We start from the raw sequence: 19,941 nt of genomic DNA on the forward strand, positions 1-19,941 counted from the left end.
ACTTTCTTGGCGGTAGGCAATGGCCCTTGGCGCCATAACTGAGAATTGATCTCCACGTCCATTGACCACTGTTTTCCTGGAAGCAGACAGAGCAACGGCGTGTTTTGCTCTAAAGGTATGGCCACAAAGATCAACATTCGTCCTTAATCGCGTTGACAACAATGTCGATTGCACAGTCGAGATCCTTGCGCGTGATCGTTAGCGGCGGTGACAATGTAAGCACACATCCCTGACTGATTTTGTAGCTTAGGCCAGCTTCCAAACAAGCATAATAGATCCGCTCGGCTCGTGCATTTCCAGGTGTCTTGTCGGCACGGTCATCGACAATTTCGACACCAAACATCAGACCACGGCCGCGAATGTCACCCACGATCGGGATATTCTGAAGCTCGCCCATCAGACGATCCATAGCGTGCTCGCCCAACTCAGCCGCCCGGTCAACCAACCCCTCATCTTCGATGATTTGTATTGTGGTAAGCGCGGCGCGTGCAGTCACCGGGTTTTTTTCGTGTGTATAATGTCCAATGGCAAAGTCTCCGCAGACGTCCAGTTTGGATCGCGCGATACAAGCTGCAATCGGCAGGATGCCTCCGCCAAGTGCCTTACCCAAGGTGACGATGTCAGGGATAATCTCGTCATGCTCAAAGGCAAACATCTTGCCGGTCTTTCCAAGCCCCGTGGGAATCTCGTCCATGATCAAGAGAGCCCCGTGACGATTACATGCCTCCCGCACAGCTTTCCAGAAGCCCGGTGGCGGCACATAAGGCACCGCGCGCATAGGCTCAGCGATGACCGCAGCTACGTCTCCCTCGCGTTCTAGAACGAACTCGACCATTTTTGCACAAGCCAACCCACAGGTATCTGGGCCGGCGTGATTGTACGGGCATCGGTAACAGGCAAAAGGTGCCACGTGCTCTGCACCCGGGAGAAGCGGGCCGGCTATATGGCTGCGAAATGTCGCCTCGCCGCCGACGCTTGCGGCGCCAAAACCGGCACCGTGGAAGGCATCCCAGAAGCTAATTGTTTTGAACCGACCGGTGGCAGCGCGCGCTATCTTGAGAGCGACCTCGTTTGCATCAGAGCCGCCGGTCGTAAACAGCATTTTCCCAAGGTCGTCTGGCGCGATTTCGGCGAGCTTTTCGGCCAATTCAACCGCGGGATCATTGGTGAAGCGACGGGGTGCGAAAGACAGGTCATCCAGTTGCGCCTTGATCGCGGTGATCAAACGGGGATGTCCGTAACCGATATGATGCACTGAATTGCCATGGAAATCCATGTAACGGCGGCCGTCCAGGTCTTCGACCCAAATCCCCTCAGCTTTGGCAATGGTGCTAACGCATGGCGAGGACAGTGACTGGTGGAGAAACGCGTTAGCGTCGCGTTTCAGCAAGGGTGAAGATTTAGGCCCTATAGATTCCTTCATCCATGCTTTTCGCGCGCTGGAAGTATTGGATTCGCCTTCCGTGTGGACGATTTGTGACATGCTTTTTCCTCAACGCCGCTTGTGAAAAAATGCGGACCTCGCAAAGTCCGCCAGTACCAGGGAGGAACTTGTGGTGCCCCGACCCGGGTCGGGTCGGGGCACAAAAACTAGCGTGGCCAGGGCAGCGAGTAAGTTTTTACGTTAGTAAAAAACTTCATTGCCTCGATGACACCTTCTTTAACCCCATTACCGCTGTCCTTGATGCCTCCGAAGGGGGACATCTCGATACGGTATCCGGGTTGTTCCCAAATGTTGCAGGTGCCCACGTTCAGACCGTTGATAAAGGCAATCGCACGGTTCAAGTCGTTCGTACAGACGCCTGAGCTGAGGCCGAATTCGGTACCGTTCGAAATACGCATCACCTCGTCGTCATTGTCCGGAACCCGAACGATGGGCACAATCGGGCCAAAGGTTTCTTCCATCACCAGCTCGCTGTCATGGGGGACCTTATCGACCACGATGGGCGGCAGTAGTGCGCCCTGACGGCCCGGATGATAGAGGATTTCTGCGCCGTCGGCCTCGGCCATGTAAACGCGTTTTTCGAATAGTTCAGCTGCCTTGTCATGGATGACACAGCCCAGTTCGGTCTCGGGGTCTTGTGGGTCGCCGAACTTGATCTTCTTCGCCTTTTCCAGAACCAATGGCACAAACTTGTCGGCCACGCTTTCTTGCACCAGAATACGTTTGATCGCAGTGCAGCGCTGACCCGAATTGCCGGTGGCGCCTGCCACAGCAATGGTCGCGGCCTTCTCAAGGTCCGCGTCAGAAAGATCGTTCAAAACGATCAGAGGGTCATTGCCCCCCAGTTCCAGAGCTTGCCGCTTGTAAACGCCTTTTTCGGCGATCATCTTACCCACCGGCACGCCGCCGGTGAATGTGATGATGTCGATGTTGTCATTGGTGATCATCTCATCGCCAATGTCACCTGGCCAGCCGGTAACCACTTGGAACATCTCGGGTGGTAGACCCGCGTCGTAGAGGATGTCAGCTAATGTCAGCGCCGTCAGTGGCGTCAGTTCCGTCGGCTTACACACCATGCAGTTGTTGGTCGCGATTGATGGCGCGATCTTGTGGCTGACCATGTTAAGTGGATGATTGAATGGTGTGATTGCCGAAATCGCATTCACCGGCTCGCGCATGGTGAATATTTTTCGATCTTTGCCATTATGGGTCAGGTCGCATGAAAAGATCTCACCATCATCCTTCATCGCCTCAGCGGCGGCGAACTGATAGACATCTTGCGCACGCTTGGTCTCATAAATCGCATGCTGGTGACAGATACCCAGTTCCAACGTCAGCCATTTGGCAAGGTATTCACGACGTTCACCAATCAACTCGCCCGCACGCTGCAGGATCTGGCTGCGCTCATACCGTGTGAGCTTTGGAGTGTAATTCGCCGCGACTTCGAACGCTTTGCGCGCATGTTCTGCCTTGCCGGCGGGTACATGCCCGACAATCTCGTTTGTGTATGGGTACAGAACCGGCACCGTTTCGTCGGTAAAGACGATCTCGCCCCCGATGCGCATTCCTTCATTGCGGATTTCGATTTTCGACATGGTTTGATCTTTCATGGATTACTGCGCCGCCGCTGTGGTTGCATAGAAAAACGCATCAAAATTGCGCAACTCGGGCGCAGTCCCCAAGTCGATAACCCGGTTTACGATGAAAGGAACTTCCTGCTCGGTCAGTCCACCGTGGCTGCGCAGCGGCTCGTTGAGAGCGGCCAGATCGTGGCGGTCTTCAGAGGTGCCGATACAGATGTTCTCACCCGAGACCATCACAATATCACCAATGCGGTCACCGGGCAGTTCAAAACGCTTGATCGCTTCTTCCTTGGTCAACACGTGGGTGATGCCGGCTGTTGCTTTCAGTTTGCCGATGATGTCGCTGCGATCCGCGTCTTCGGGCAGATAGCAGGTGGCAAACGACCCGAGTGCGCCGTGGTGCACCACATAGGGGTCCGTGATCGGCAAGATGACACGGGCCGCGTCCTTGCCCAGCCATTCATCCACCAGATCCTGCACATATACCACGCTGGGCGAGCCATCGGCGTGGTGCTTGGGCTTCATGCCGTGGTCGGCGGTGACCACGATGGCAGCGCCCATGGCGTCCAGTTCGGTCAGATATTTGTCAAACATCTCATAGAATGCCTTGGCCTCGGCCTGATCGGGTGCGTATTTGTGCTGCACGTAGTCGGTGGTGGTCAGATACATCACATCTGGTTTCCACTCTTTCAGCAATTTGACACCCGCAGCAAAGACAAACTCGGACAACTCTGCCGAATAGACCTCGGGTTGGGCCATGCCCAACCATGCGCTTGCTTTCTCCTGACCATGCTCAGCCTGGGTCGACGTGTCGGACTTTTCCGCAGAGAAACATTTGGCCCGGTCGTCGTCGAACTTTAGACCCGCCCCCAACAACGCGCGCAGCTTGTCCTTCGCGGTGACTATGGCAACCTTGGCGCCAGCGTCATAGAACTGCTTGAACACGGTCGGTGCACGCAAAAAGCGCACATCGTTCATCATCACTTCTTCACCACTGTCCGGATCAATCAGATAGTTTCCACAGATGCCGTGCACGATAGGCGGACGGCCAGTCGCAATGCTGAGGTTGTTAGGGTTGGTAAACGACGGGATCACCGAGTGGGCCAGCCGGTCAGTGCCGGTTTCGCGCATTCGCTTGAGAGTCGGCATCAGACCGTCAGCAATAGCTTTGTCCAGGTATTCTGGCTCACAGCCGTCAAGGCAGATGGCAATGGCGGGCACTTTGGGCATCGGGTAGACACGCTCGTTGGCTTCAACAGGGGTGTGGATGGTCATTTGGTTTGTTCCTTGATCCTTAAGCGGCCAGTTTGGCGCGTTCTTCTAAAGCTTGGAGAGGAGGTGTGGCACTCGACACACCCATTTTTTCCAAAGTTTCCTTGGCTGCAATTACAACTTTCCGCATAACCTTGTCGTCCATCTGACCGATGCACCCAACGCGGAAGCTGTCGACGACGGTCAACTTGCCCGGGTAAATGATGAACCCTTTTTCTTTCATCAGATTGTAGAACTGATCAAAGACAAAGTTTTCATCGGCCGGGCAGAAGAATGTTACGATGATTGGGCTCAGCCAGCGATTGTCGAGCAGAGTTTCGAAACCCAGCTCACGCATGCCGGCGACCACAACATCCCTGTTGCTGGTGTATCGGGCTCCGCGACCGGAAACGCCGCCCTCAGCCGCATGTGCCCTGAGGGCTTCGATGAAAGCGGCAACCACATGGGTGGGCGGCGTAAATCGCCATTGACCGGTTTTGTTCATATGCGCCCACTGCGCGTGAACGTCCAGAGACAGCGAATGACTGTTACCCTTGGCATCCTCAAGCTCGTTCTTGCGCGCGATTATGAACCCAAACCCCGGAACACCCTCAATACACTTGTTGGCGGACGAAACCATTGCCTCATAGCGGACTTCCGTAGGCTTCAACTCGATCGCGCCAAAGGCTGACATTGAGTCGACAAGAAGTTTGCGACCAGCGGCGTAAACCGCCTCCGATATTTCCTCTACCGGATTCAGAATGCCCGAGCTTGTTTCGCAGTGGATAGCAACGACATGGGTGATCGCGGAATCATTCGCCAGAATCTCGGCAACTTCTGAACCACGCGGCGGCAGATAGTCGCCCTTGTCCAAGACAACATGATCGCGTTCCAGATACTCGAGCGTTTGCGCCGAGCGTTGACCGTAAGCGCCATTGGCCAGCACCAATGCCTTGCCATCGCGCGGAATGAACGAAGCCAGCATTGCCTCTACGGAAAACGATCCGCTCCCCTGCATCGGTACACAGTCAAACTCATCGGCGCCTTCGCCAAGCAATGCCAAAAGACTGGAGCGCAACTCCTGGGTCATACCCCGAAAGTCATCATCCCAGCTTCCCCAATCCCTCAACATGGCTTCTTTCACGGCGTATGACGTGGTCAAGGGGCCAGGAGTTAGTAGATAGGGCTCGCCGAGACGCGGTTGTTCAATTTGAGGAAAAGAAGACGTCATAACCAAGCTCCAGATCAACGTTTCAAAGACACAGTTGCAGCAACCGCAGCTATATGTGAAATTGCAAATATCAATCTAATTATAAGCTCAGCCTATGCTCGAACCTTCAGGAGTTTGAAATGCGACATAGCCAGCTCAAAGCCTTTCATTTCGTGGCCAAATATGGTGGGTTTTCGCGTGCTGCAGAGGCGCTTTTTTTGACGCAGCCAGCAATTTCAGAGCAGGTCCGCAAACTTGAGCAGGATCATGATTTGTTGTTGTTCAAGCGTGAGCGAAAAAGAGTGAACCTAACCCCGGAGGGGACGCAGCTTTACCGGTACACCAAGCAGTATTTTGAGATCGAGGATCAGATCGAGGACTATCTGTCTGAAACGAGGGCTGCGATCGACGGCGAGCTGCGGATCCTTGCCGATTCCGCGCACCACTTGACCGACTTTCTGGGGCCGTTCCGAGAAAAATATTCAAACATTACGATTACCGTTCGCGCTGGCAACACCGAGGACATTTTGGAGGAACTCAGATCTTACAACGCAGAAATTGGTGTTGTTGGCAGCGTGTCTCCCGGCAAGGACATGAGCGTTCTTAGCCTCGGTTCGACCGAGATCGTGGCATTCACGGCCCGCAGTTTGCTTCTCGCCTCAAAACCTACATTGTCCCTCGCAGAGTTGGCGGAGTTGCCTCTCATCTTCAGGGAACAGGGATCAAAAACACGTCAAAAGCTCGAAGATGAAGCCAGTAAACGGGGGGTGCCGCTGAAACCGGCGATTGTGGCCGAAGGAAGAGAGGCCGTCAGAGAGTTGGTGGCATCAGGTGCAGGTATCGGGTTCGTGTCCCAGGCAGAATACGGTCACGACGACCGTCTCAGACAAATCAAGTTGCAAGACGTCGACCTGCAAATGGGAGAAAGTATGATCTATCTCTCCCAACGGCGTGAGGTGAAGACCATTCGCGCCTTCATGAAATTCGCCAATTCTGTTCTAGAAGAAAAACAAAACCCCACCAATCAGTGATCGGTGGGGAGATGCCTAAATGGGTTTTCTTGTTAGCGGGTTCGCCAGGCTTGCGTGCGACCGAGGACGCCTTTGGAAGCAATCAGGTGGATGATCCGCGCTGCGGCGTTTGTGTAGAAGATCATCATCCCCATTGCGGCAGCCGGCGCAATATCGCCCGCATCGTCCATGTTTAGCACTGCAATAGATGCCAACGTGGTTTTGGGCGAGTATAGGAACACAACCGCAGATACCGTCGTCATTGCGTTTACGAACAGATAGATTGATATGTCCAGCACGGCTGGTAGGCAAACAGGGACCGTGACACGGGCAAACAACTTCATCGTCGGTTGCTTGAGCGAGGCTGATACCGACTCGAATTCTCTGTCCATCTGCTTGAGCGCTGTCACTGCCGTCAGGTGCGAGACAGTATAGAAGTGTGTTACCGTACAGATCACCAAAATTGCCATTGTTCCGTAGATACCGTTCAGCGGATTAGACGGGCTATTGAAGAAGAAGATGTATGACAGGCCCAGTACCATGCCCGGGATCGCCATTGGCAGCATCGCGAACATCTGAAAGATCGATCGACCTGTTCTAAACCCGTTCGACTTTTCAACCAGATAAGCACCAAAGAAGACGACTGAAGTACCGATCACCGCCGTCAAAAGCGCCAGCTTGATCGAGTTAATGTAGGAGCCCCAACCGCCACCATCCATCTTGTTGAAATCGTAGTTCTTCAGGCTCAGGCTCAGGTCGTAGGGCCAAAACTTGATTAGCGCCGCGAATTGGCACACAGCCAGCAGCCCAACGATGAACAAACCGATCAGACAGCAATAGACTAGAAAGAACCGATCTGCCTTTCGATTTGGGGTTGGCTGGTACGGGACCGACCGGGCCGACAATAAGGCAACCTGCTTTGATTGCACCATGCGGTCGATCGCGAACGCCAGGATTGCCGGGATCACCAGAACGACCGAGACTACGGCACCCATTTCAAAGTTCTGCTGGCCGATCACCTGCTTGTAGATATCAACCGCCAGAACGTTGAACTGACCTCCAATCACTTTTGGCAGACCAAAATCAGTTATGACCAGATTAAATACAACGAAAGCGGCCGAGATCAGACCATATCGCGCGCCGGGAACGGTGACCGTCCAAAAAGTACGCCACGGCGTTGAACGCAGGCTGACTGCAGCTTCGTATAGTCGTGCATCAGAGATCGCCAGCGCCGTTGAAATGATCAGGAAGGCGTGCGGGAAGGTGAAGAACACCGAGCCTATCACGATGCCAATCGGACCATAGATACTGGCGCCGAACAGCAACTCTTTTATCATGCCCTGATTGCCGAACAGATAGACCAGCGCGATCCCGGGCAACAGCGAAGGCACCAAGATCGGAGCCATCGCAATCAGACGAAACACACCCTTGAACCGCATGCAACTCCGGTTCAGCGCATAAGCGAACCAGAACGCCAAAGTTACTGTGACAATGGTGCTAATTACAGAAATCCAAAGGGAGTTCTTGATAGAATTGAACAGTGCCGGGGTTGAGAAGTAGTTGACGAAATTTTCCAAGCCTCGCGATTGAACTGGCCTCAGCTGAACCCGCCGGAACTGATTGGAATCGAGCGTGACCCAATCCGTATTGTCTTGCAGCGTAGAACCGACAAGAAACCGCCCGGTGTCGCTCGTGTTACGGATTTGGTACATGACCGGACTGCGAAAGCTGAAATCGGGAAAAAGCTCGGTTACCGAAAGCCGCCCGTCTGAGCCGGTAGACAGTTCGGTGCCTGAAAAAGCCCCGATTTGTTCGTTCAGTGTGTCGGCTGACAGGATGGTTCCGTCAAATTGCCCCGCCTCGTCACTGACCTGAAACTCGTATTGTGACAACTCCATCCGATAGGTGGAGAATGACTTGGAAAGCATCGTGTAAAGCGGCAGGACCAACGTCGCGACCAGATAGAGTGCGATCACGAACATGCTGCCGCGCATCAGGATGTCATCCCTGCTGAGCTTGGGTTTGATGTCAGGCCCGGCTGGAAGAGTCCCCGGGTTGGTTGAAATCTCGCTCATGCTGCCGTCTCCGGAACATCAAAGGCCATTAGCCGGTTTTCGGGCAGTTCAATCACCATGGTCCTACCCTCTTCCAGTTCTAGGCGGCGCACGGCATTGATCGAAAAATCTGCGATCAGTTCCGAAGATCCAAATCGCTCGTTGCTTAAGCGGCATCGCCAGAATGAACCGAGGAATTCCATTTCATCGAGAGTGACGTCGATGCAGTTCCTGTTGCCGCCGGTATCGAGATAACCAGCCTCATGCGGGATGATATCCTCGGGTCGGATCGCCGCAATCGCTGGCATTCCGTCGTTGAACGTGTGGCTGAGGCACGCAAAGGTCTTTTCGCCGACGCTCAGTCGACCACCCTTGGTGACCTGAGACTGGATCTGGTTCATTTCTCCGATGAAGTCGGCCACGAACAAGTTTGCGGGTTCCCGGTAAATTTCTGTAGGTGACCCCACCTGCTCGATAACCCCATGATTCATGACCACGATCCGGTCAGCCATCGCCAGCGCTTCTTCCTGATCATGCGTAACCATCACAGTAGTCACACCCAGTTTGCGCTGCAGCTCTTTGATTTCGTGACGTAGATGGACGCGCACCTTTGCGTCCAATGCCGAAAGCGGCTCATCCAGCAACAAGAGACCGGGGTTGGTCGCAATTGCGCGGGCCAACGCAATCCGCTGCTGCTGGCCACCGGACAATTGCGCAGGATACTTTTTGCCCTGTTCAGGCAACCCGACCAAATGAAGCAGTTCGCTGACACGAACGGCAATATCCGATTTGCTGCGACCAGTGTTTTCCAAGCCGAAAGCAATGTTCTTTTCGATCGTCAGGTTCGGGAACAAGGCGTAAGACTGAAACACAATCCCGAAATCACGCTCTGACGGCGGCAGATTTGACACATCCTTGCCGTCTTGCATGACAGTGCCCTTGGTTTGCAGATCGAGACCCGCAATCGCCCGGAGCAAGGTTGTTTTGCCGCAACCCGACGGCCCCAGAAAGCAGACAAATTCGCCTTCATTGATTTCGAGGGATATGTCCTTGAGTGCAAGAAAGCTGCCGAACGCCTTCCACAAATTCTGGATGCTTAGATACAGTTCACCGGGTGGGGTTTTCTGAAGCACGGGAGCGGTCCTCATATCTGCACCTCGGGAACGGCCGATCTGGGCCGGTTGAAGCCGGGCGCGCTGGTCGCGTTGTTTGGAAAAATAGAGTGGTGTGCAGAAGAGGTGCTTACACCTCCTCTGCAGGTTGGTTTACTTCGCTTCAGACTTCCCGTCATAGCGAGACTGCCATTCTTTCAGTATCGCCGCGCGGTTGTTGGCGGCAAATTCAAAGTCGTTGTCGATCATCGCATCCAGAAGACCTTCAGGGAAGTGCTCGACCGGTTTTGCGACGCCAGGATAGGCGACAACGGCGTACCCTGTGTTGTACATCTCGTTGGCTTCCTTGGTGACGGTGAAATCAACCAGTTTCTGCGCGGCTTCGAGATTTGCAGTACCGGCAACAATAGCGGTCGCTTCCATGTCCCAGCCGACACCTTCTGACGGGACAATGATCTCAAGCGGCGCACCATCAGCTTTCGACTTAGCACCACGGAAAGCAAAAGAGATGCCAATCGGGATCTCACCTGCAGCAGCCAGTTTGCACGGCTTTGAACCAGAGTGGGTATATCGCGCGATGTTCTCGTGCAATCCGTCCATGTACTCCCAGCCGCCTTCTTCGCCGAACATCTGCAGCCAGCTTGACACATCAAGGAAACCGGTGCCCGACGAGTTCGGATTTGGCATGATCACCTGATCCTTATACATGGGGTCTGTAAGATCCTTCCACGATGTCGGCGGCGTCAATCCCGCTTTCTCGGCCTCGACGGTGTTGTAGCAAACTGCGGCAACCCAAGCGTCCATGCCAACCCATGCCGGAGGATTGTCGCCATCGACAAATTTCGCGTCTAGGTCGCCAACACCCGCTGGCGCATAAGGCTCCAGCATACCTTCAGACTTGAGCAACAACAGCGAAGTAGCTGCCAGCCCCCACACAACGTCTGCCTGAGGGTTGTCCCTCTCGGCCAACAGTTTGGCGGTGATGATCCCGGTCGAATCCCGCACCCAGTTGATTTTGATGTCCGGATTGCTCGCATTGAACGTCTCGGCGTAACGCGCTAGGTCTTCAGCTTCTACCGCCGTGTAGACTGTCAATTCGGTTTCAGATAACGCAACTGTAGCAGTCAAGGAGCTTACGGCCAGGGCTGCAAGAAATTTGGTCTTATGTTTCATCGTGATCCTCTGTCGGTTGATTATTCTCGGGAACGCCATTCTTGAGCAGCGCTTATTTGCAGTTCCATGCCCCGGCAGTGTGACAGATAAATAGATCAAGAAAAATCGATTATACCTTCCACATCATAAGCAAAACCTATGTAAGGCAATCCGGCCTAGCGTTCGGAATTGAGTGTCATACCCCATTGATATGAGATAGGAACTCTCCCTGCGCCAGTCACCCAAGAGTTCCGTTCAAATCAGTGCGCTTTGGCATTGGCCTATCGAACTGGCGGTGGGCTACGAAATCCGAGGCTACATACTGCTACCTGTCGACTGGACAGCCGCCAATCGAACATGACGGTCATAGTGCTCGCAAATACCTTCGCAAATGTCTGACGTCAGCACTTGCGGGACAGTACAGGTCGATTTGATAAGAGAGATTTTCTGGCACATCGTACCCGTCAAGGAGTGGAGGTGAGATAGAAATCCATAACACGTAAGAGCCACGGCGAAAAGATCGTCAAGGATATCCGTCGTGCTACCCGCAAGCGCTATTCAGCAGAGGAGAAGATCAGGATCGTTCTGGACAAGCTCAAGGGCGAAGGCAGCATTGTGGAGCTGTGCTGCCGGGCAGGCATCGCTCAGAGTCTGTACTATAGCTGGTCCAAAAAGAACTCCCTGAAGCAGGCAAGAAGCGCCTCGCGGGCTATAAGACACCTGCGGCGACCTTATCCGAAGCTAAAGACCTGCGCCTTGGACTCGTTATCGCGCAACTTCCTTCGTCTTAGTCCAACTTGTACGTCATCTTGTTAGGGCCAGGACCACAATTCCAACTGCCACGATTATCGCCGCCAGGAGCCTGTTGGATTTTGGACCCTCTCCAAACCACATCACACCTATTACTGAAGCGAAGATGACCGAACTTTCTCGGAGCGCCGATACGACACCCAACGGTGCGAAACTCTTAACATAGAGCACCAGACCATAGGCTAAGCCGGAAATGATTCCTCCTGCTAAACCTGACCAGACATATCTCTTTGGAAGTGCGATGAGGCGCTCCCATCGGGTCGAGAAGATGAACCCCGCCACGAAGATCTCAGCCACGAACAATACCGTGATATATCCAAGCGTATTCCCTGACAGTCTCACACCAATACCGTCAACCAAAGAGTAGGAAGCAATCATCAAACCAGTTCCGAATGCCGCCGCGATGCCTACCCAGTTCGTGCCCTTTCCAAGTCCGCCAAAAGACAGGCAACCGATGCCGGCTGAAATGCAGACAATACCGATCCACGCGCCCGGAGGAAGGAATTCACCGGCAAGAAAGACCGCTCCCAACGCCACTAATATGGGCGTTATCCCGCGCGAGATGGGGTACACCACCGATAAATCGCCGTAACGGTAGGCGGTGTTGAGAAACCAGTAGTATCCCCAATGAATCAAGGTGGAACCAATAATGTATGGAATTGCAGCCATTACTGGAAAGCCCGTAAAAGGAAGCACGGCAAGCGCAGGTATGGCATGCCCGATCGAGATTAATCCCAACATAATGGCCTTGTCAGGCGCGCCCTTTACGACCGCATTCCACAGCGCATGAAGGAAAGCCGCAAACAGTACGATGAGGATCGCATGTACTGTCATTGCTCGTCGCAATCAGCGAAAACGCCTTGTAGACACATATGATTTTGCACCTCTATGCGCTCTGCTTCATGCGCTGATCGACTGGCGTTCTACCAAATCTTTGCTTGTATCGCTGCGAAAGCGTCGTACAGGAAACAAATCCACAGGCCAATGCAATTTCTGTCATATACAGTTCAGTGAATTCGGCGATGGCATGAGCCTTCTCCAACCGCTCTGCCATATAGTTTGGCTTTGAGTTCGTCATGGTTCGTAACGAGGTTAGGCATTGATTGGCGGTCAAAACTGTCAGGCTTCCGTGTCTTGAGAGAATTCAATCAGAATTGAAGAAAACGTATTATATGCGAAATGAACGCCGCAGGGCCCTATACCCGCCTCAAGGCCAAATCCGTTAACAACATTCAACACGCCAGCAGGCAGGATATCCGCGATCAGTTCACAGATCACCATGATTGTCGCTGGCGTTGCTTGGCCGGATTCAGAACCACGCAATAGCTAGCAGCTCCAGATTGTCTGCCAGCTTTTGCACTATCCGCGTGAGAACATTCGCACGCTCGGTCACGCTGGTCGAACCTCAGGTATCGGCAACCGAATGCGCTGGGTCCAGCGCGGCCTCAACGACTGAAGCATCAGACCGTGCGATCCGGCCAATGGGCTGGACGGGAATCGGGCTTAGATTGTCAAAATACCGGCCTGCCTTTGGCTTGCAAAAGCCGCCTCCGATCAAATTGTCATAACGGGATGCAGGGGGCGAGATACTCGTTACCGCCTGCAGATTGGTCATCTCATTTATTGATTTTCTCCATAAGTTCACGGTCGGGGCTTTTGATATCCCGCGCATCGGCTGACGCAGCGGTGTGGAACCCGGCCTACCGTTCTTGTTGTACGGCGACTTGGCTAACACGATGAATTTTCAGAATGTATCCGAGCACAATAGTAATACTTTGGTCGCTGCTTGGGGTCTTCCTGTCCGCAATCGCCGAGAGCGTCAAAAAATGCGCCTCAAATGTAAGCGCTTGCACGAATCAAATGTAAGCGCTTACAGTGTCGCTCAGAACTGCAACCTTTTCGGATCCTGTTTTATGTTCCTTACCGCCTCGCTGATCGTCTTTGTCATCTACTTCGCCAACGTCGCTCTGGGGGCCTTTGCAGCAAGCGCATTCCTTGGGGACGTGGGCGAAATGCTGGTTCTGTTTGCCGCGTCGATATTGTTTGTCGTCGCCATTCTTCAAAAAGAGGCTGACCGAAACAAAAAGAACGGCAGCTAAGGATTTCTGGGAGGAAACATAATGGACAAAGATCGCAAGGACCTTGCGTCGGCAGCACGCCGAAATTTTCTGAAATTGACGGCAACAGGCGGCTTCACAGCGGCCATGGTAGCTGGTGCTGCGGGGACGTTGTGGTCAACTGAAGCTGCAGCGCAAAGTGCCAGCGAAGAGCGCGACCGCGAGGCTGCAGCGGACCATATCATGGTTCTGGCAACTGCCTATCCGGTCGGTGCGTCGCGTGGTTATCCAATCATGCAGCTGGACCTGAAGGAAAACATCCAGAACGCGACCAACGGCAAGGTCTATGTCAAACTCGCGCCTGGCGGGCAGCTGGGTGCAGGCGGCGCGCTGGTGCAGGCGGTGCAGGGTGGCACAATTCAGGCAGCACAGCATTCGCTTTCGAATTTCGCGCCGTTTGCGTCGACCGTTGACCTGATCAACATGCCGTATCTGTGCGGGTCAAACCAGCGTTTCACAAACCTCGTCAACTCGCAGTTCTGGAAGGACACGGTCGAGCCGAAGGTTGAGGAGAACGGCTTCAAGGCGCTGTTTTATATCAACATCGACCCCCGTGTCGTTGCCATCCGCAAGGGTGGCCCCGGACCGGTCTTGACACCTGGCGACCTGTCCGGCGTCAAGTTCCGCGTTCCCGGCTCGAAGATGCTGCAGCAATACTACCGCATGGTTGGTGCAAATCCGACGCCTGTAGCCTGGGGAGAAACCCCGTCTGCGATCAAACAGGGCGTCGCTGACGCGCTTGACCCGTCCGTGGGTGCGCTCGAAGTCTTTGGTTTCAAAGATATCCTGAGCCATGTGACTTTCACCCAGGCCGTGCCAGACAGCCAAGTTTATTCGTGCAACCTGGAATGGTTTAACTCAATGCCCGCCGACGTGCAGGAAGGGATCATGTGGGGGTCCGAGATGACCTCGCACCAGAACCTTGCCAAAGTGCCATCGGCCCGCGCCTACGCTATGGCCGAACTGATCAAAGCAGGTGTCGAATTCCACTCGCTCAGCGAAGAGCAACTGGCCGAATGGAAAGCCGCTGGTGGCTACCAACGGTCCGAATGGGACGAGTTCAAGATCGATCTGGCTGGGTCCATGGACAACTTCGCCAAGATGGAAGAAGCCGCAGGTACCCAAGGCAAGTACTACGTGCATGACGCTTAACTGTCGGGTCGGGCGTGCCTCCACGCGCGCCCGATCACCAATCTTTCCCGCCTCAGTAAAATCCAAACGCGTCAGCGCGGTGCGTTTTGCTAGGCAAATCAGTAGGTTCTCACATGAGCTTTTTGCGCCGAATTGATAGAGACGCCGAGCGCTGGTTGCTTCTGGTCTTCTACGTGATGCTTGTCATCACCATGGCGATCGAGGTGCTGCGCCGGGAAATATTCTCTTTTTCCTCGATCTGGGGCGAAGAAATTGTGCGGTACTCCTTCATCTATCTCGCATGGATTGGTGCTGCGGCTGCAGTGAAAGAGCGCGCGCATATCCGCATTGACGTGCTGATGCACTACCTTGGGCCGCGTCCGAAGGCTTTGCTGTATATCTTTGGCGACCTGGTGATGTTCGGTGTTGCTGTGATTGCCCTCTATTGGTCCTACGAAGCCGTGCATGTGTCTGCCAAATTCGGGTCGGTCACGGACGGGCTGCGCATTTCCAAAGTATGGTTCCTGATGGCGGTTCCATTGGGGTTCGGCCTGATCATATTGCGGCTGATTCAATCCCTACTGCGCGACATCCATTCTCTCAGAACGGGCAAACCCGTTTTTGAGGGCGACACACTCTTTGATTGAGGGATGATTTGAATGCTTTGGCAAACCTTTGATCAAACCGTCGAGCTGGGTTGGGATTTCTATCTGCCCGTTATCATATTCGTCTCGCTGATTGCACTGGCGGTTCCGGTTTGGGCCGCCATCGGGACCTCGGCGATCCTGATGTTGGTCATGTCCGGCGACCTTCCCTTGAGCCTTGTTGGTGAAAAGCTGTTCACCGGCATTGATGCCTTTGCGCTGACCGCGGTGCCGCTGTTTATCCTGACAGGGGACGTGCTGGTCCGAACCGGGCTCAGTCGAAAATTCCTTGATGTTGCCGAGGCACTGACGTGTTTCACCAAAGGTGGTTTCGGGTCTGCGACGGTTCTTGTCTGTGGCATGTTCGCGGCCATTTCGGGATCGGACGCAGCTGGTGCTGCCGCGGTCGGACGTATGACTATCGCACGCTTGGTCGAAAGCGGCTATCCGCGTCCCTATGCCTGCGCTCTGGTGGCGGCGGGCGCCTGTACCGGCATTTTGATCCCACCGTCGATCGCCTATATCATCATCGGCCTTGTTCTGGGGATATCCGCATCGACCTTGTTCCTTGCGGCCTTGATCCCGGGGATCGCGATCCTGTTGTCGATCCTGATCACGAACCTGATCGTGAACCGCATCTACGCCTATGAAGGTGGCGGACAGATGACGATGGCCGAATGGTTGGGTAATCTGGGCCGTGCTCTAAAATCCGGTTGGTATGCGTTTATCGTGCCGGGCATCATCTTTTACGGCATATTCTCGGGCCGCCTGACACCAACAGAAGCGGGTGCAACGGCCGTCGTCGTGACAATCATCATGGGCTTTATTCTGCGGACGCTGTCCCTTGCGGATTTTCCCGCCATGCTGGTCAGTTCGGCAAAGGTGAACGGCGTCATCCTTCCCATAATCGCTTTCTCGGCTCCGCTGGCCGAAGCGCTGGCCATCATGGGCGTGCCGCAAGGTTTTGTGACATCGGTGACCGGGCTGACGGATGAACCATGGTTACTTATCCTGCTGATGATCGGAATCCTGATCGCCGCCGGTTGCGTTATGGAAACCACGCCGAATATCGTGATCCTTGCGCCTATCCTGAAACCACTCGCGGACAACATCGGCATGAACGAGATACAGTTTTGCATCATGATGATCACAGCTCTTGGCGTAGGCTTCATCACGCCGCCATTGGGGCTCAACCTGTTCGTGGTGTCTGGCATAACCGGGGAATCCATCCTCAAGATTGCCGCCCGTGCCGTTCCCTTTGTTCTTTGCATGTTCTTGGTTGTGTTGCTGATTGCTTATATGCCAGCGATTTCGACTACGTTCTTGCCCGAAATCTACAAGTAGGACCTCGCTAAGATGAAACGTGAATACCTGAAAAAAGCGACCCTAACCGCTAAATCGGATGCTTCCGAAGTCCACGAGACGGTCAGGACAATTCTGGCCGATATCGAAACGGGCGGAGATGCAAAGGCTCTGGAATACGCAGCCAAGTTCGACCGTTACGATGGCAATGTCCTATTGACCGCCGAGGAAATCGAGGCTGCAGCCGCGCTCGTGCCGGAAAAGCTGAAAGCGGACATCCGGTTTGCACATGACAACGTCAAACGGTTTGCCGAGGCGCAAAAGGCCACGGTATCCGATGTCGAGGTTGAGATCGTACCGGGCATGGTTGCGGGGCAAAAGGCGATCCCGGTTGATGCGGCGGGCTGTTATGTGCCCGGTGGTCGCTATAGCCACATTGCGTCAGCCATCATGACGGTGACAACGGCCAAAGTTGCAGGCTGTGGTCACATCACCGCTTGCTCGCCCCCCCGTCCGGGTGTGGGTGTTGCCCCGGCCATCATCTATGCGGCGCACCTGTGTGGTGCGGACAAGATCATGGCGCTGGGTGGCGTTCAGGGCGTGGCCGCAATGACGTTCGGACTGTTTGGCCTGCCCAAGGCCAACATCCTTGTGGGGCCGGGCAATCAGTTTGTCGCAGAAGCCAAGCGTATTCTCTTTGGCCGCGTAGGGATCGACATGATCGCGGGCCCAACGGACAGTTTGATCCTGGCAGATGCGACCGCTGATCCACATATCGTGGCAACGGATTTGGTCAGCCAGGCCGAGCATGGCTATAACTCACCTGTTTGGCTGGTCACAGATGACCGGGTGTTGGCCGAAAAGGTGATGGAGCTTGTGCCTGCCCTGATCGATGATCTGCCCGAAGTGAACCGCGACAACGCCTTTGCCGCCTGGCGCGACTATGCCGAAGTGATCGTATGTCCAGACCGCGAGGAAATGGCCGCGTGCTCCGATGATTACGCGCCCGAACATCTGACGGTACAGGCCGAAGATCTGGATTGGTGGCTTGATCGGCTCACCTGTTACGGCTCGCTGTTCCTTGGGGAAGAGACAACCGTTTCCTATGGCGACAAGGCAACGGGCACCAACCATGTGCTGCCAACGTCAGGGGCCGCGAATTATACCGGCGGTTTGTCGGTCCATAAATACATGAAGATCGTCACTTGGCAGCGCGCCACACGCGAAGGTGCCAAGCAGGTGGCCGAAGCCACAGCGCGCATTTCCCGCCTTGAGGGGATGGAAGGGCACGCCCGTGCTGCGGATGTTCGTCTGGCCAAGTATTTCCCGGATGAAGCGTTCGACCTGACTGCAAATGGCTGATCCACGATCTCTGTTTGACCTGACTGGCCGTGTGGCCTGTGTAACCGGCGCCAGCTCCGGCCTCGGGCGGCGTGCGGTCATCGCACTGGCAAGCGCCGGGGCCCGCGTGGTGGGCGTAGCCCGTCGCGAAGACGCTCTGCAGCGCTTGCAAAACGAGGTCGGCAAAGATGTGGACTACGTTGCAGCGGATGTCGCCGACCGTGATGCACTCTCACACTTGGTAGAAGCGGTCAGCGCACCGTTCGGAGCGCCAGACATCATTGTGCACGCCGCTGGCATCAACATCCGTCAGACGGCGGATGACGTGACACCAGAAGGTTGGGATCAGACCGTGGCACTAAACATCTCGGCTCCGTTTTTCCTGAGCCAGGCGTTGGTGCCCGCGATGAAGGCCAAGGGGTGGGGGCGGATCGTAAATTTTGCATCGCTCCAAACCACGCGCGCTTTTCCCGGTGGCATCGCCTATGGGACGACCAAGGCGGGCATTGCCCAACTGACCCGCGCTATGGCCGAGGCCTGGTCGACCTATGGCATCACAGCCAATGCGATTGGGCCTGGGTTTTTTCCGACAGAGCTGACCGAGGCCGTCTTTGCCGATCCGAACCGAGCCACGCGCAATGCCGCCCAGACCTGCATCGGACGCAATGGCCGTTTGGATGACATGGACGGCCCCATGCTGTTTCTCTGCTCGGACGCGTCAGGTTACGTGACCGGACAAACCTTGATGGTCGACGGAGGGTTCACAGCAAAATGAAAGCGTTGGTCTATGAAGGCGTCGAAACGCTTGGTGTGCGCGAAGTACCCAACCCGACAGTCGGTCAGGGCCAGTCGCTGGTTCGTATCGAAGCCTCGGGCATCTGCGGGTCGGACATGCACGCGTATCTCGGGCATGACGACAGGCGCCCTGCGCCCCTGATCCTTGGCCATGAGGCCGCAGGTGTGATTGAAGGCGGCGCCCGTGACGGCGAACGGGTCACGATCAACCCGCTGGTCAGTTGTGGCACCTGTCCCGGGTGTCAGACGGGCCGCGATAATCTGTGCCCGGACCGTATGATCATTTCCATGCCGCCGCGCGAAGGGGCTTTTGCCCAATATGTGGCAATGCAAGGCAGCAATCTTATCGCGGTGCCGGGTCATGTTTCGTTGCAAAAGGCTGCACTGGCCGAACCTCTGGCCGTCAGTTGGCATTCCATACGGTTGGGGCTGATGGCGCTTGATCCGGGTGCCAGCCGCACGGCGCTTGTGCTGGGTGGCGGGGCCATTGGCCTTGCTGCGGCCCTTGCCCTCAAGGCACAAGGAGTCGATGACGTAACCGTTGCTGAACCAAGCGACAAGCGACGCACATTCCTGGAAGATCAATGCCTAGTGAAATCTGTACCCGCAGGGGCAGGGCAGTACGGCATCGTGGTCGACGCCGTCGGATACGCGGCAACACGCGCGGCAGCTTCTGCCATGGCTGAACCGGGGGGTGTCATTGTCCACATCGGCCTGGGCGAAGACACGGGTGGCCTCGATATCCGGCGGATGACTTTGCAAGAGGTGACGTTCATCGGAACCTATACCTACACACCGGAGGACTTCCGGGATACCTGCACCGCGCTTTTCGATGGTGCGCTTGGCCCGCTAGACTGGGCAGAACATCGCAGCCTGAATGATGGACCGCAGGCATTTGCCGATCTACGATCGGGAGTGGTTGCAGCCCCCAAGATCATCCTCGACCCGTGGGCCTGACACTTATGATCACCAACCAAATGGAGAC

18 protein-coding genes and 1 pseudogene are annotated in these 19,941 nt (G+C 55.0%); 9 read left to right on the forward strand and 10 right to left on the reverse strand.

Going from position 1 to position 19,941, the window contains the following annotated elements; all coding sequences use genetic code 11:
- Positions 1-130 precede the first annotated feature (130 nt).
- The 4 genes from pbfA to AC2FIP_RS12195 form a co-directional block, all read right to left on the reverse strand.
- Complete coding sequence (gene pbfA, locus AC2FIP_RS12180) at positions 131-1,483, reverse strand: (R)-1-hydroxy-2-aminoethylphosphonate ammonia-lyase (protein WP_496696665.1); 1,353 nt, start codon at positions 1,481-1,483, stop codon at positions 131-133.
- 107 nt (positions 1,484-1,590) lie between these two features.
- Positions 1,591-3,054 (reverse strand): phosphonoacetaldehyde dehydrogenase, encoded by a 1,464-nt coding sequence (gene phnY / locus AC2FIP_RS12185; RefSeq protein ID WP_496749319.1) that lies wholly within the window; start codon positions 3,052-3,054, stop codon positions 1,591-1,593.
- A gap of 3 nt (positions 3,055-3,057) precedes the next feature.
- Positions 3,058-4,302 (reverse strand): phosphonoacetate hydrolase, encoded by a 1,245-nt coding sequence (gene phnA, locus AC2FIP_RS12190; protein ID WP_142637684.1) that lies wholly within the window; start codon positions 4,300-4,302, stop codon positions 3,058-3,060.
- Positions 4,303-4,321: 19 nt separating this feature from the next.
- Positions 4,322-5,509, reverse strand: coding sequence for a 2-aminoethylphosphonate--pyruvate transaminase (locus tag AC2FIP_RS12195; RefSeq protein WP_281995490.1), 1,188 nt, complete (start codon positions 5,507-5,509; stop codon positions 4,322-4,324).
- 119 nt (positions 5,510-5,628) lie between these two features.
- On the opposite strand from AC2FIP_RS12195, the gene AC2FIP_RS12200 reads away from it, so the two are divergent.
- The gene (locus AC2FIP_RS12200; protein ID WP_142637687.1) at positions 5,629-6,519 is read left to right on the forward strand and encodes a LysR substrate-binding domain-containing protein; all 891 of its coding nucleotides are present in this window, start codon (positions 5,629-5,631) and stop codon (positions 6,517-6,519) included.
- Positions 6,520-6,551: 32 nt separating this feature from the next.
- Here AC2FIP_RS12200 and AC2FIP_RS12205 read toward each other — a convergent pair whose 3' ends face one another.
- The 3 genes from AC2FIP_RS12205 to AC2FIP_RS12215 all read right to left on the reverse strand — a co-directional run bounded on the left by AC2FIP_RS12205 (position 6,552) and on the right by AC2FIP_RS12215 (position 10,837).
- Positions 6,552-8,573: a putative 2-aminoethylphosphonate ABC transporter permease subunit gene (locus tag AC2FIP_RS12205; protein ID WP_496786602.1), complete on the reverse strand. Its 2,022-nt coding sequence runs from the start codon at positions 8,571-8,573 to the stop codon at positions 6,552-6,554.
- Entirely contained in the window at positions 8,570-9,685 is a 1,116-nt protein-coding gene (locus tag AC2FIP_RS12210; RefSeq protein WP_281973207.1) for a putative 2-aminoethylphosphonate ABC transporter ATP-binding protein, read from the reverse strand. Before AC2FIP_RS12210 ends, AC2FIP_RS12205 begins: the two co-directional genes overlap by 4 nt.
- A gap of 132 nt (positions 9,686-9,817) precedes the next feature.
- Entirely contained in the window at positions 9,818-10,837 is a 1,020-nt protein-coding gene (locus AC2FIP_RS12215) for a putative 2-aminoethylphosphonate ABC transporter substrate-binding protein (RefSeq protein WP_281973206.1), read from the reverse strand.
- 471 nt (positions 10,838-11,308) lie between these two features.
- Here AC2FIP_RS12215 and AC2FIP_RS12220 point away from each other — a divergent pair.
- Positions 11,309-11,571, forward strand: a pseudogene (locus AC2FIP_RS12220) (transposase); the annotation flags it as partial.
- A 49-nt stretch (positions 11,572-11,620) separates the two neighbouring features.
- On the opposite strand, the gene AC2FIP_RS12225 reads toward AC2FIP_RS12220, so the two are convergent.
- From AC2FIP_RS12225 to AC2FIP_RS12235, 3 genes are all read right to left on the reverse strand, one after another.
- Complete coding sequence (locus AC2FIP_RS12225) at positions 11,621-12,460, reverse strand: DMT family transporter (RefSeq protein WP_496749316.1); 840 nt, start codon at positions 12,458-12,460, stop codon at positions 11,621-11,623.
- Between the two features lie 52 nt (positions 12,461-12,512).
- Positions 12,513-12,704 carry a helix-turn-helix domain-containing protein gene (locus AC2FIP_RS12230; RefSeq protein WP_496749315.1) on the reverse strand — a complete coding sequence of 64 codons (192 nt, stop codon included), beginning with the start codon at positions 12,702-12,704 and terminating at the stop codon, positions 12,513-12,515.
- A 327-nt stretch (positions 12,705-13,031) separates the two neighbouring features.
- Positions 13,032-13,241: a hypothetical protein gene (locus tag AC2FIP_RS12235; RefSeq protein ID WP_496786605.1), complete on the reverse strand. Its 210-nt coding sequence runs from the start codon at positions 13,239-13,241 to the stop codon at positions 13,032-13,034.
- A 298-nt stretch (positions 13,242-13,539) separates the two neighbouring features.
- Here AC2FIP_RS12235 and AC2FIP_RS12240 point away from each other — a divergent pair, with 298 nt between their 5' ends.
- From AC2FIP_RS12240 to AC2FIP_RS12270, 7 genes are all read left to right on the forward strand, one after another.
- On the forward strand, positions 13,540-13,725 hold the full coding sequence (locus tag AC2FIP_RS12240; RefSeq protein ID WP_142637697.1) for a hypothetical protein: 186 nt from the start codon (positions 13,540-13,542) through the stop codon (positions 13,723-13,725).
- Positions 13,726-13,746: 21 nt separating this feature from the next.
- On the forward strand, positions 13,747-14,895 hold the full coding sequence (locus tag AC2FIP_RS12245; RefSeq protein WP_142637699.1) for a TRAP transporter substrate-binding protein: 1,149 nt from the start codon (positions 13,747-13,749) through the stop codon (positions 14,893-14,895).
- Positions 14,896-15,008: 113 nt separating this feature from the next.
- Positions 15,009-15,521 carry a TRAP transporter small permease gene (locus AC2FIP_RS12250; RefSeq protein ID WP_281973202.1) on the forward strand — a complete coding sequence of 171 codons (513 nt, stop codon included), beginning with the start codon at positions 15,009-15,011 and terminating at the stop codon, positions 15,519-15,521.
- Between the two features lie 12 nt (positions 15,522-15,533).
- Entirely contained in the window at positions 15,534-16,862 is a 1,329-nt protein-coding gene (locus tag AC2FIP_RS12255) for a TRAP transporter large permease (RefSeq protein ID WP_142637703.1), read from the forward strand.
- 12 nt (positions 16,863-16,874) lie between these two features.
- A complete protein-coding gene (hisD, locus tag AC2FIP_RS12260) occupies positions 16,875-18,182 on the forward strand; it encodes a histidinol dehydrogenase (RefSeq protein WP_271949931.1) in 1,308 nt (435 codons plus the stop codon).
- Positions 18,175-18,936: an SDR family NAD(P)-dependent oxidoreductase gene (locus AC2FIP_RS12265; RefSeq protein WP_496692060.1), complete on the forward strand. Its 762-nt coding sequence runs from the start codon at positions 18,175-18,177 to the stop codon at positions 18,934-18,936. Before hisD ends, AC2FIP_RS12265 begins: the two co-directional genes overlap by 8 nt.
- The gene (locus AC2FIP_RS12270; RefSeq protein ID WP_496786607.1) at positions 18,933-19,913 is read left to right on the forward strand and encodes an alcohol dehydrogenase catalytic domain-containing protein; all 981 of its coding nucleotides are present in this window, start codon (positions 18,933-18,935) and stop codon (positions 19,911-19,913) included. Before AC2FIP_RS12265 ends, AC2FIP_RS12270 begins: the two co-directional genes overlap by 4 nt.
- Positions 19,914-19,941: the final 28 nt, after the last annotated feature.

The sequence above is a fragment of the Ruegeria sp. CDSB114 genome (assembly GCF_059611025.1).

Coding starts and splice junctions, on each gene's coding strand:
- AC2FIP_RS12235 (WP_496786605.1), bottom strand. CDS start 13,241: ATGACCAATCTGCAGGCGGTAACGAGTATCTCGCCCCCTGCATCCCGT.
- pbfA (WP_496696665.1), bottom strand. CDS start 1,483: ATGTCACAAATCGTCCACACGGAAGGCGAATCCAATACTTCCAGCGCG.
- hisD (WP_271949931.1), top strand. CDS start 16,875: ATGAAACGTGAATACCTGAAAAAAGCGACCCTAACCGCTAAATCGGAT.
- AC2FIP_RS12230 (WP_496749315.1), bottom strand. CDS start 12,704: ATGACGAACTCAAAGCCAAACTATATGGCAGAGCGGTTGGAGAAGGCT.
- AC2FIP_RS12240 (WP_142637697.1), top strand. CDS start 13,540: ATGTTCCTTACCGCCTCGCTGATCGTCTTTGTCATCTACTTCGCCAAC.
- AC2FIP_RS12270 (WP_496786607.1), top strand. CDS start 18,933: ATGAAAGCGTTGGTCTATGAAGGCGTCGAAACGCTTGGTGTGCGCGAA.
- AC2FIP_RS12215 (WP_281973206.1), bottom strand. CDS start 10,837: ATGAAACATAAGACCAAATTTCTTGCAGCCCTGGCCGTAAGCTCCTTG.
- AC2FIP_RS12265 (WP_496692060.1), top strand. CDS start 18,175: ATGGCTGATCCACGATCTCTGTTTGACCTGACTGGCCGTGTGGCCTGT.
- AC2FIP_RS12225 (WP_496749316.1), bottom strand. CDS start 12,460: ATGACAGTACATGCGATCCTCATCGTACTGTTTGCGGCTTTCCTTCAT.
- AC2FIP_RS12245 (WP_142637699.1), top strand. CDS start 13,747: ATGGACAAAGATCGCAAGGACCTTGCGTCGGCAGCACGCCGAAATTTT.
- AC2FIP_RS12195 (WP_281995490.1), bottom strand. CDS start 5,509: ATGACGTCTTCTTTTCCTCAAATTGAACAACCGCGTCTCGGCGAGCCC.
- AC2FIP_RS12250 (WP_281973202.1), top strand. CDS start 15,009: ATGAGCTTTTTGCGCCGAATTGATAGAGACGCCGAGCGCTGGTTGCTT.
- AC2FIP_RS12255 (WP_142637703.1), top strand. CDS start 15,534: ATGCTTTGGCAAACCTTTGATCAAACCGTCGAGCTGGGTTGGGATTTC.
- phnA (WP_142637684.1), bottom strand. CDS start 4,302: ATGACCATCCACACCCCTGTTGAAGCCAACGAGCGTGTCTACCCGATG.
- AC2FIP_RS12200 (WP_142637687.1), top strand. CDS start 5,629: ATGCGACATAGCCAGCTCAAAGCCTTTCATTTCGTGGCCAAATATGGT.
- phnY (WP_496749319.1), bottom strand. CDS start 3,054: ATGAAAGATCAAACCATGTCGAAAATCGAAATCCGCAATGAAGGAATG.
- AC2FIP_RS12205 (WP_496786602.1), bottom strand. CDS start 8,573: ATGAGCGAGATTTCAACCAACCCGGGGACTCTTCCAGCCGGGCCTGAC.